Genomic DNA, 9,082 nt, shown 5'->3' with positions numbered 1-9,082 from the left:
GATGCGGTTTGCACCCGGGCCCGGTGTTCAAAGGTCTAAACGGTACAGGGCGAGCGCGAGAAATGCCCCGGCGAGCATGGCTGGGCCGAACGGGGTAGACCCCTTAATGTTCACCCGGCCGGTGAGTAGGGCGACGGCGGACATCCCACCGCCGACGATGAAGCCGGCCGTCGCGCCGACGAGGAACGTCGCCCAGCCGAGATAGCCGAGCGCAAGTCCGATCACGGCGGCGAGCTTGACGTCGCCCATTCCGATGCCGGCGGGCGAGATCAGGGCCAGCACGAAATACACCGCGAACAGGCCGACCGCGCCAGCTCCTGCACCGAGCAATGCCGGCCAGGCGCCGCTCATCGCGGCGGCGCCGGTGAGCAGCAGCACCATCACGAGCAGCGTCGGATAAACGACCGCGTTCGGCAGGCGTTTCTCGGCTAGGTCGACGGTGCCGAGAATCACCGCGGCAGCGGCGAGGCAGAGGTACGCCGGCAACTCCCACACCAGCCCGAACACACCGGCCACGACGGCGAAGAGTGCAGCGGTGGCAGCGGATGCCCCCGTTCGCGCCGGCCAGGCGAAGCGCCGTCTCCGATGCAGCATCCGCTCGGCAATCAGGCTGAGCGGGATTCCGAGCGCGGCCCCCGCCACCGCGGCGATCAAGGGCAGCCATGGGGCTAGCACGGTGGCATCCCGGTGGCCATCCTCAGTGTCATCCGGCGCACGCGCATGCCGTGACACTACCGCAGGCGGTTCGGGCTCGCCGTTTAGGAAATCAAACGCCACCGGCCGTGGTGTTTAGGGGTTTGAACGCCGGGGTGGTGCCGACCCGGCGTAACTTTACGGTCACTCGCTCGGTCAACCCCCTGGCCAGCCGCTACCGAAACGGAACGAAAATGAACCTCTACACCCGAATCCAGGCTCGTCTCAACAGCATGCGCGACGAAGACGGCGCAACCGCCGTCGAGTACGGACTCATGGTCTCGCTCATCGCGGTCGTCATCATCACCGCCGTCGCCCTCATCGGAACGAACCTCGACCTCATGTTCGACGTGGTCGGCCTCGAGCTCGCACCGTAAGCAGTTGTCACAAACCGGCTGGCACCTGTCCGCCGAACTCGTGAGCGACGGTGGTCGCCGATACCCAGGCACCACCGTCGTTCTGTCCCCCGTTGATCCAGAAGGGCATTCCGATGACGGCTTCGCAGAAGGCCGCAGATGACAGCGGCGCGGCAGCAGTCGAGTTCGCGCTCATCCTGCCCGTTCTCATCCTTCTGTTGATGGGGCTCATCGAATTCAGCCTGCTCTTCAACACCCAGATCTCGCTGACACAAGCCGCCCGCGAGGGCGCACGCACCATGGCGATCCACAATGACCCAGCGGTGGCGCAGGCGGCAACAATCAACGCCGCACCGTCCGTCAACCCGGCTATTGCTGCAGGCGACATCACCATCACCCCAACAGATTGCACGGCCGGGACCACCGTGACCGTGACCATCAATTACAACGCCGGTCTCCTGACCGGATTCTTCGGCGTCACGTTACCCCTGGAAGGCAGAGGAGTCATGCTATGCGGTGGATAAACGCAAAGCTTCGCGAAGAACGCGGAGCAAGCGCGGTGATGATGGCAATCCTCATCATCCCGCTCATCGGTTTCCTGGCCATCGCGCTCGATGTCGGTGCTCTCTACGCCGAGCGCGCGCAACTCCAGAATGGGGCGGATGCCGCGGCACTCGCCATCGCCCAGGACTGTGCGGACGGTACGTGCGACGATCCTTCGGCCCGCGCTGCGGCATTCGCCGATCAGAATGCCAACGATGGTGCCGCCAGCGTGCTCACGCCAACCTTTCCCACCGCAACAAGCGTGACCGTCACCGCGACCACTCGCGTGGCGGGCACCAACGCAGACGCCATCAGCCACCCATTCGCTGCCCTCATCGGCACGAGTTCGAGCAGCGTCGGCGCTGTCGCCACGGCTGAATGGGGCGCACCCCTTGCTGCCATGGTGACCCTTCCGCTTGCCATCTCCTACTGCGAGTTCACCCCTGCCCTGGACGGAACTCTCGTGCTGATCCGGTATGACGAGGAACGCGAGTGCGAGGGGCCTGACGGCCAGCCGATTCCCGGCGGCTTCGGCTGGATAGAGAGGCTTGAGGACCAATGCGCCGCCTACCTCGACCTGAATGAAGAATCGATGCCGAATGAACCCGGTAACTCTTATCCCGGAATCTGCGACGACACGCTGACCGACATGGAAGGCCAGACCATTCTGGTCCCCATCTTCGACAGCGCGCTGGTGACCAACGGTGTTGACGCCGCGTACCACATCTATGGATTCGCCGCGTTCACGATCACGGGCTGGAAGTTCTCAGGTGGTCAGACCTTCCCGGCAGTGAACATCGACTCCGCTGCGCCCAATTGCAACGGCAACTGCCGGGGCATCCAGGGCTTCTTCGAGCGCTGGGTCTCCGTTGAGGACGCGGCAACAGAGCTCGGCGGCCCGAACCTGGGCGCGACCATCGTCAGACTCATCGACTAGGAGATCTCATGAAAACCCGACTCATCGGCGCTATTCTCGCCATCGTCTTGGCCCTCGCCGGCACCGTCGCGCTGACCGCCTACGTGAGGGGCGCGGATGCCCGCGCTTCTGCAGGGGCAGAAATGGTCAGCGTCTATGTCGTCGCCGGAGAAATCCCGGCCGGCACAGCCGCGAAGGACATCGAGAAGCTCATCGCCGAACGACAGTTGCCCGCCATGGCGGTGGCCGAGGGCCGGGTCACCGATCTGGCCGATCTCGCCGGGCGGGTGGCCGACGTGGCTCTCATGCCCGGCGAGCTGCTGCTCGAATCCCGATGGGTCGACCCCACAACGCGCGCCGCGCGGGGCGATGTCCCGGTGCCGGATGGCATGCAGTCGTTGACCATCGCCTTGCCGGTCGAACATGTGGTCGGTGGAACCGTGGCGGCAGGCGACACCGTGGGGATCGTGATCTCCTCAACGCTGAAAGACACAGCCGGAGGCACCGAGGTATCGCTGAGCAAGCAGGTCTTCCACAAGGTGCTGGTGACAGCCGTACAGGAAGGAACCACCACGCGTCCGAACAAGGACGACTCGGATGCGCCGAGCGAACCAGTCAGCGCCGTCATGGTTACGCTGGCCCGCACGACGCCCGATATCGAGAAGATCGTGTGGGGTCAGGAATTCGGCTCGATCTGGCTGACCATCGAGCCCGACGGCGCCGACGAATCCGGCTCGCGGGCCGTCAATGGCGGGATGGTGTTCGAATGAGCCGGCTGCTGTTGATCAGTCGCAGCCGCAAGTTCGAGTCCCGGCTGCGGTCGCTGCTCGACTACGACTTCCAGACGATCATGGGAACCTCCCTGGCCAGGGGCTCCTCAGCGGTGCTCGCGAACCTGAACGCAGAGGACCGTCCGGACATCGCGCTGCTCGGCCCGTCCCTCTCCCATGCGCAGACTTATGAACTGTCCGCCGGGCTGTCCGCTCTCTATCCGAAGGCCGGAATCATGCTCGTGATGGAGCGAGGTCGCACCATGGACAAATGGGTGTCCGACATGAAGGTTGACGCGGTCGCCAGTCCGAGCCTGGACGACGCCTCCCTGCTGAAGGCGGTGGAGAAGCTCGGCAGACGACACGACCCTCCACGCCGGCGGACCAGACAGGTGCCACTCGTGCGGCCACTCGAGCCGGAAGTTGCTTCGGTGGCGCCGGCACCCGAGTCCGAAACAGTGGCGGACGTCGAGCTCGAGCCCGAGCCCGAATCCGAATCCGAACGCGAAATCGTGGCGGAACCGGTGCCGTCGGCCGAACCTCCCGCGACCGAGTCGGCCAAGCCCGAACAGGCGCCCGCCCGACACTCCAGTGAGCTGCCCGCATGGTCCGGACGGGTGATTGCCGTGGTGTCGCCGAAGGGCGGAATGGGCAAGACGACGGTGGCTACCAACCTCGCCGTCGGCCTGGCCGGCCTTGCACCAAAATCCGTTGTGCTCATCGACGGCGATGTGCAATTCGGAGATGTCGCGACGGCGCTGGCCCTTCAGCCGGCCTACACGCTCCCCGATGCAGTGTCGGAGGCGGCGGCCGGCGACACGATGGTGTTGAAGACGTATCTCACCGCCCATGATGCCAATTTCTACGCCGTCTGCGGAGCCGCATCACCGATCGACGGCGACCGCGTCACGGGCGACCAACTGGGTGCCCTGATCGCGCAACTCCGCGACGAGTTCCGATACGTCATCGTCGACACGACGCCAGGGCTCGGTGAGCACACTCTCGCCGCAATCGAACAGTCGACCGACGTGGTCTTCGTCTGCGGCATGTCGGTCACCAGCACCCGCGGCTTACGCACCCACCTTGCCGCAATTCAGAGCATCGGACTGACGCCGCCGTCACGGCACCTGGTGCTCAACTTCGCAGACCGGAACAGTGGAATGTCGATCCGAGATGTCGAGGCGATAACCGGACAGCCCGTCGATATCGCGATCCCGAGGTCGAACCTCGTTGTGCTCTCGACGAATCTGGGGCACCCGATCCTTGAGAACACGGCCAAGAACCCCACATCGAAAGCGTTCGCCGCCCTTGTGCAGCGTTTCGATCCCGCCGCCAGAAAGCAGCGGAACTGGCGTCACCGAAGGGTCGTGCTGAAGTGAAACTCACCGAGCGGGTCGATGCGACACACCGCGATGGGCCCCAGCACCTACTTCAGAAGACGTCAACGGTTGCCCCCAGACCGCCCGTCGTTGCAGCCACACCCCAACCCGTCGTACAAGAGGTGCGTGGACCAGAATCCGCCTTGCCCAGCAAAGAGGCACCTCAGGTTCCCAAGACGGTCAAGGCACAGCCGCCCGCGGCGGTCGTCGAGGCCGATCCCCTAGCGGACCTCAAGGAGCGGGCGGCCCAGGACCTGTTCGAGAAGATCGGGTTCCGGCTGAACGACCCCAGTCTCTCCGAGGAGCAACTGCACGCGTATGCCCGTGCCGAACTGGCCACCATCGTCACCGCGGAGAAGGTGCCGCTGACCACAGAGGAACGTACCAGGCTCATCACCGAAATTGGAGCCGATGTTCTCGGACTTGGCCCGCTGGAGGCGCTACTCGCGGAGGACGCCGTGACGGAGATCATGGTGAACGGACCAGATCAGATCTTCGTCGAGCGCGCCGGGGTCTTACGTCGTGACGATGCCCGGTTCACCAGTGAAGCCCAGCTTCGGCGGGTGATTGAGCGCATTGTCTCGAAGGTCGGCCGCCGCATCGACGAGTCGTCGCCCCTGGTCGACGCCCGGCTGGCAGACGGGTCGCGCGTGAACGCGATCATCCCCCCGCTCGCCGTGGACGGGTCTTCGCTGACGATCCGCAAATTCGCCCGAGAACCGTACACGGCCAGCGACCTGATCCGGTTCGGGACACTAACCGAAGACATGGGCGCAGTGTTCGACGCGTGCGTGAAAGCACGGCTCAACATCATCGTGTCCGGCGGTACCGGCACCGGAAAGACGACATTGCTGAATGTGCTGTCCGGTTACATACCAGCAGAAGAACGCATCATCACCATCGAGGATGCCGTCGAATTGCAACTCCAGCAGGAACACGTCATCCGTCTCGAATCACGTCCGTCCAACATCGAGGGTAAGGGCGAGATCACCATTCGCGACCTCGTACGCAACTCGCTCCGGATGCGTCCGGATCGCATTGTCATCGGTGAATGCCGCGGCGGCGAAACCCTCGACATGCTGCAGGCAATGAACACCGGCCACGAGGGATCCATCTCCACGGTGCATTCCAATTCGCCGAGAGACGCGATTGCCCGCCTGGAGACCCTCGTGCTGATGGCCGGAATCGACCTGCCGCTGCGGGCAGTCAGGGAACAGATCGCCTCCGCCATCGATATCATCGTTCAAATCAGCCGGATGAAAGACGGCACCCGCCGGATCACGCATGTGACCGAAGTACAGGGGATGGAAGGCGAAATCGTCACCCTGCAGGATGCGTTCGTCTTCGACTACGCAGCGGGTGTCGACGCGGACGGCCGACACCTCGGCCACGCCATCGCAACGGGGGTCAGGCCGCGCTTCGCTGACCGATTCGGCGACCTCGGCATCCCACTCCCGCCCAGCGTTTTCCAGTCCCAGCTCGTCACCCGGGACAAGCGATGAACGACATCGTGCTCTACCTGGGAAGTGCTGCGGGACTGCTCGCGCTGCTGGTCATCGTGTTCCTGGTCATCTCACCTCCAGCGGTGAAAGTTCCGCTGGAGAGGCGGCGGGCACCGGGGGAGTCCACCCCGTCCACGCTCACCAAGCTGACGGATCGCACCCTCGGTGCCATTGAGAGCGGTATCCGTCGCCGCGGCCGCGCGCCGTTCAACTCCGATCAGCTCGAGCAGGCGAAAATACGGATGCAACCGCCGGCGTTCGTGCTCATGGTCATCGCCGCCGCCTTGGTACTTGCCCTGGCCGGTTTGCTGCTCGGCGGCGGGTCACCCTGGACCATCCCCCTCATGATCGCTTTCGCCCTGCTCGCCCCACTCGGCGCAAGGATCCTGCTCAACGTCCGCACCAGTCGCCGACGGGCGAAGTTCGCAGACCAGCTCGACGAATCACTCGGGCTCCTCTCCGGCGGGCTCCGCGCGGGTCACAGCCTGCTACGAGCAATCGATGCCGCCGCACAGGAATCCGAGTCGCCAACCGCGGACGAATTCGCCCGGGTCGTGAACGAGACCCGAATCGGTCGCGACCTCGGGGATGCCCTCGACAACACCGCGGGGCGGATGCACAGTGACGACTTCCAGTGGGTAGCCCAGGCAATCGCGATCAACCGTGAAGTCGGCGGCAGCCTGTCGGGAGTGCTCGATCAGGTGGCCCACACTATCCGGGAACGCAACGAGATCCGCCGCCAGGTGAAATCACTCGCCGCCGAAGGCAAACTATCCGCCTGGATTCTCATCTTGCTTCCGGTGGGCGTGTTCACTTTCCTCATCCTGACCCAAAGGTCGTACCTGAGCGGATTCACCACCAACATCTGGGGCATCATCGCGCTCATTGTCTCTGCCGTGCTGCTCGTCGCCGGCTCACTGTGGATGATGGCCGTCGTCAAGGTCAAGTTCTAGGAGAACCGAATGCCATCCATGATTGCCCTCCTCGCGTCAATTGCGATCGCCGGTGGCTTCGGTGCGCTCATCGGCATCCTGGTGTCGGGCCGGACGTCCCAGCCGTCCGGGCTGCCAGGCATCCCCGATTCCGCCCGTGCCGCTACCAACGACACCACCCTCGTCGAGCGCATCCGGGAACGAGTCCCCAAGGGTTACCTGGGCATGCTGGACCGCCGGCTCGCGCTCGCCGGGCGACCGCCCACCTGGACGATCGATAAGATCCTCGTCGCAAAGCCGGTCATGGCTGCTGGTGGTGGCATGCTCGCTGTCTGGTGGATCAGCACCGACCCAGGAGCCGTGCGATTCCTTCTCGGGATGGCGCTCATCGTGCTCTGCTTCTTCGTCCCCGACCTGCTGTTGATCAGCCGCGGTCAGGAACGGCAGCAGAAGATGCAGGATGCCCTCGCCGACACCCTGGACCAAATGACGATCTCAGTGGAAGCCGGACTCGGCTTCGAGGCGGCGATGGCAAAGGCGGCGACGAACGGGAAGGGACCGCTCGCCGAGGAGTTTATCCGCACCCTCCAAGACATGAGCATCGGCCGCACGCGAAAGGATGCGTACCTCGCGTTCGGCGACCGCACATCCTCCGCAGATCTGCGCCGGTTCACCCGCTCCGTCGTGCAGGCAGACACCTACGGCATCGCCATCGCCGCGGTGCTGAGGGTGCAAGCAGGGGAGATGCGCCTCAGGCGCAGGCAGCGCGCCGAAGAGGCAGCGATGAAAATCCCGGTGAAGGTACTGTTCCCGCTCATCTTTTGCATTCTCCCGGTGCTGTTCATCGTGTTGCTCACCCCCGCAGTGCTCAGCATGATCGAGGCTTTCACCTAAGCAGCAAGGAAGCCCCACCCTCTGGGTCCTCCGCAGGCGTTCACGCCGGATTGTTCTCGTTTAGGCATTCAAACACCGATCGCCCCGAAAGTTCAGGGGTTTGAACGCCGGGGTGGTGGCGACCAAGCGTAGCTTTACGGGCACTCGCTCGGTCAACCCCCTGGCCAGCCGCTACCGAAACGGAAAGAAAATGAACCTCTACACCCGAATTCAGGCTCGTCTCAACAGCATGCGCGCCGAAGACGGCGCGACCGCCGTCGAGTACGGACTGATGGTCTCGCTGATCGCGGTCGTCATCATCACCGCCGTCGCCCTCATCGGAACGAACCTCGACCTCATGTACGACGGGGTCGGCGCCGCGATTGTAACGGGGCCGTAGGACGATGCTTCAAAGAACAGCCGCAAGACGAAACGCAATGGCCGCCGGCGCGGAGCTTGTCGTTGAACTCGACTAGCCCGCCGCGCGGGGCTTCGGCCCGACGCCTTCCGGGATGCCCTCGTGCAGGTGCGGGGCGTACACGAGCTTAATCGTCCGGCCGTCGAGCACGGTCGACTCGATGAGCTCCAGGTCGAACTCCGCCCCGTCATGGAAGAGCGAGGCATAGCCGCTCTTGCCGGTGATGGCGGGGAAGACCATGACCTCGAGCCGGTCGACGAGGCCGGCGGCGAGCAGAGCGCGGTTCAGCGAGATGCTGCCGTGCGAGCGCATCGGGACATCGGTGGTGCGCTTGAGGCGCTCGATGGCCGTCACCGCGTCCTCGTTGGTCAGTGTCGAGTTCTGCCAGCCGAGCGGCTCCTCGAGCGTGCTCGAGAAGACGATCTTCGGCAGCTCGTTCATGCGGTCGTAGTAGGGCTCGTCGTACTCGGCGACGAACTTCCGAAACTGCCGGAACGTCGTCGCGCCGAAGACGAGCACTTGGTCCTGCGCGAACGTGCGCACCCGGTCCTCGCGGACCTCGGGGCCTTCCTTTCCCCAATATCCGGGCCATCCTTTGGCCGAGCCGTAGCCATCGAGGCTGCAGAAGAAGTCGACTGTGAAGGTGGTGCTCATGGTGTTACTCCTTTAGTTCGCGATTGGTGTTATTCAGAGGGACCGT

The 9,082-nt window shown here is 64.2% G+C and carries 11 protein-coding genes; 9 read left to right on the top strand and 2 right to left on the bottom strand.

Translation table 11 applies throughout. The annotated features are described in order from the left end of the window. Window positions 1–27 precede the first annotated feature (27 nt). Window positions 28–732, bottom strand: coding sequence for a prepilin peptidase (locus ACX3O0_RS06490; RefSeq protein WP_459107182.1), 705 nt, complete (start codon window positions 730–732; stop codon window positions 28–30). A gap of 155 nt (window positions 733–887) precedes the next feature. On the opposite strand from ACX3O0_RS06490, the gene ACX3O0_RS06485 reads away from it, so the two are divergent. From ACX3O0_RS06485 to ACX3O0_RS06445, 9 genes are all read left to right on the top strand, one after another. Continuing rightward, entirely contained in the window at window positions 888–1,070 is a 183-nt protein-coding gene (locus tag ACX3O0_RS06485) for a Flp family type IVb pilin (RefSeq protein ID WP_459107181.1), read from the top strand. Window positions 1,071–1,183: 113 nt separating this feature from the next. Continuing rightward, window positions 1,184–1,573 (top strand): TadE/TadG family type IV pilus assembly protein, encoded by a 390-nt coding sequence (locus ACX3O0_RS06480; RefSeq protein ID WP_459107180.1) that lies wholly within the window; start codon window positions 1,184–1,186, stop codon window positions 1,571–1,573. Next, window positions 1,561–2,529 (top strand): TadE/TadG family type IV pilus assembly protein, encoded by a 969-nt coding sequence (locus tag ACX3O0_RS06475; protein WP_459107179.1) that lies wholly within the window; start codon window positions 1,561–1,563, stop codon window positions 2,527–2,529. Before ACX3O0_RS06480 ends, ACX3O0_RS06475 begins: the two co-directional genes overlap by 13 nt. An 8-nt stretch (window positions 2,530–2,537) precedes the next feature. Beyond that, window positions 2,538–3,278 carry a Flp pilus assembly protein CpaB gene (gene cpaB / locus ACX3O0_RS06470; RefSeq protein WP_459107178.1) on the top strand — a complete coding sequence of 247 codons (741 nt, stop codon included), beginning with the start codon at window positions 2,538–2,540 and terminating at the stop codon, window positions 3,276–3,278. Then, on the top strand, window positions 3,275–4,657 hold the full coding sequence (locus ACX3O0_RS06465; protein WP_459107177.1) for an AAA family ATPase: 1,383 nt from the start codon (window positions 3,275–3,277) through the stop codon (window positions 4,655–4,657). Before cpaB ends, ACX3O0_RS06465 begins: the two co-directional genes overlap by 4 nt. Then, window positions 4,654–6,159, top strand: coding sequence for a CpaF family protein (locus tag ACX3O0_RS06460; RefSeq protein ID WP_459107176.1), 1,506 nt, complete (start codon window positions 4,654–4,656; stop codon window positions 6,157–6,159). The genes ACX3O0_RS06465 and ACX3O0_RS06460 overlap by 4 nt, the downstream gene beginning before the upstream one ends. Further along, entirely contained in the window at window positions 6,156–7,112 is a 957-nt protein-coding gene (locus tag ACX3O0_RS06455) for a type II secretion system F family protein (protein WP_459107175.1), read from the top strand. The genes ACX3O0_RS06460 and ACX3O0_RS06455 overlap by 4 nt, the downstream gene beginning before the upstream one ends. Before the next feature lie 9 nt (window positions 7,113–7,121). Beyond that, window positions 7,122–7,985 carry a type II secretion system F family protein gene (locus tag ACX3O0_RS06450; protein ID WP_459107174.1) on the top strand — a complete coding sequence of 288 codons (864 nt, stop codon included), beginning with the start codon at window positions 7,122–7,124 and terminating at the stop codon, window positions 7,983–7,985. 190 nt (window positions 7,986–8,175) lie between these two features. Further along, window positions 8,176–8,364: a Flp family type IVb pilin gene (locus tag ACX3O0_RS06445; RefSeq protein ID WP_459107173.1), complete on the top strand. Its 189-nt coding sequence runs from the start codon at window positions 8,176–8,178 to the stop codon at window positions 8,362–8,364. A gap of 72 nt (window positions 8,365–8,436) precedes the next feature. Here the strand turns inward: ACX3O0_RS06445 and ACX3O0_RS06440 are convergent, their stop codons facing one another. Next, the gene (locus ACX3O0_RS06440) at window positions 8,437–9,036 is read right to left on the bottom strand and encodes a dihydrofolate reductase family protein (protein ID WP_459107172.1); all 600 of its coding nucleotides are present in this window, start codon (window positions 9,034–9,036) and stop codon (window positions 8,437–8,439) included. Between the last annotated feature and the right edge of the window lie 46 nt (window positions 9,037–9,082).

The sequence above is a fragment of the Homoserinimonas sp. A447 genome, assembly GCF_054489325.1.
The sequence above is the reverse complement of the archived record's forward strand: the minus strand, read 5'-3'. Positions and strand labels throughout refer to the sequence as shown.